Genomic DNA, 1,195 nt, shown 5'->3' with positions numbered 1-1,195 from the left:
GTCGAGGTGGCGGTTGGCGCTGATCAGGATCCGGCCGCCGGTCTGGGGGGCGATGCGCTCGATGACGTGGTGGACCAGCGCCCGGCCCTGGAAGGGCTGGAGCGGCTTGTCGACGCCGCCCATGCGGGTGGCGCGGCCGCCGCAGAGGATCAGCGCGGTGGCGCGCATCAGCCGCCGATGTAGTGCATCTCGACGCGGCGCGCCGGGCCGGAGTCCGCCGCCGGCAGGCTGGCGCGCAGCTCCGAGTAGCGGTCACCGCGCCGCGTCCAGAGCGCGCCCAGCGCGGCGGCGATCTCGGTGTCGGACCGCGGCGGGTGCTCGCCGTCGCCGCGCAGCAGCGCGCGCAGGTCGTGGCCGTCGCCGGCGAACAGGCAGGTGTAGAGCCGGCCCTCGGTGGAGAGCCGCGCGCGGTTGCAGTCGCCGCAGAAGGCCTGGGTGACGCTGGAGATGAGGCCGATCTCGCCGCTGCCGTCGGCGTAGCCCCAGCGGGTGGCGGTTTCGCCCTCGACGGTGGCGGCGAGCGGGACCAGCTCGGCGTCCTCGCGCAGGCGCGCCAGGACCTGCGCGGACGGCAGCACCTCGTCCATGCGCCAGCCGTTGCTCATGCCGACGTCCATGTACTCGATGAAGCGCAGCACCACGTCGGTGCCGCGGAAATGGCGCGCCATAGGGACGATCTGATCGTCGTTGGTGCCGCGCTTGACCACCATGTTGACCTTGATCGGCGCCAGGCCGGCGGCCTGGGCGGCCTCGATGCCGCGCAGCACCTCGGCGACCGGGAAGTCGACGTCGTTCATGCGCCGGAAGATGGCGTCGTCAAGCGCGTCCAGGCTGACGGTGACCCGGCGCAGGCCCGCGTCCCGCAGCGCCCGCGCCTTGCGCGCCAGCAGCGAGCCGTTGGTGGTCAGCGTCAGGTCGAGCGGCTGGCCCTCGGGCGTGCGCAGCTCGGCCAGCTGGGCGATCAGCGCCTCGAGGTTGCGGCGCAGCAGCGGTTCGCCGCCGGTCAGGCGCAGTTTCTGAACCCCCAGGCCGGCGAAGACGCCCGCCAGACGGGTGATTTCCTCGAAGGACAACAGGTCGCGGTGGGGGAGGAAGGCGTAGTGCTTGTCGAACACTTCCTTCGGCATGCAGTAGCTGCAGCGGAAGTTGCAGCGGTCGGTGACCGAGATGCGCAGGTCGCGCAGCGCGCGGCGGA

2 protein-coding genes are annotated in these 1,195 nt (G+C 72.6%); both read right to left on the bottom strand.

Annotated elements, in window-relative coordinates; translation table 11 throughout:
- On the bottom strand, window positions 1-168 hold a 168-nt coding region (locus FUT87_RS05765; protein WP_147240373.1), incomplete at its 3' end, for an NTP transferase domain-containing protein.
- The coding region (gene moaA / locus FUT87_RS05760; protein WP_255511684.1) for a GTP 3',8-cyclase MoaA at window positions 168-1,195 on the bottom strand (1,028 nt) is incomplete at its 5' end. The genes moaA and FUT87_RS05765, both read right to left, overlap by 1 nt.

The organism is Mitsuaria sp. TWR114, from assembly GCF_007997345.1.
Note: the sequence above shows the minus strand (reverse complement) of the source record. Positions and strands in the feature narration are given on the sequence as shown.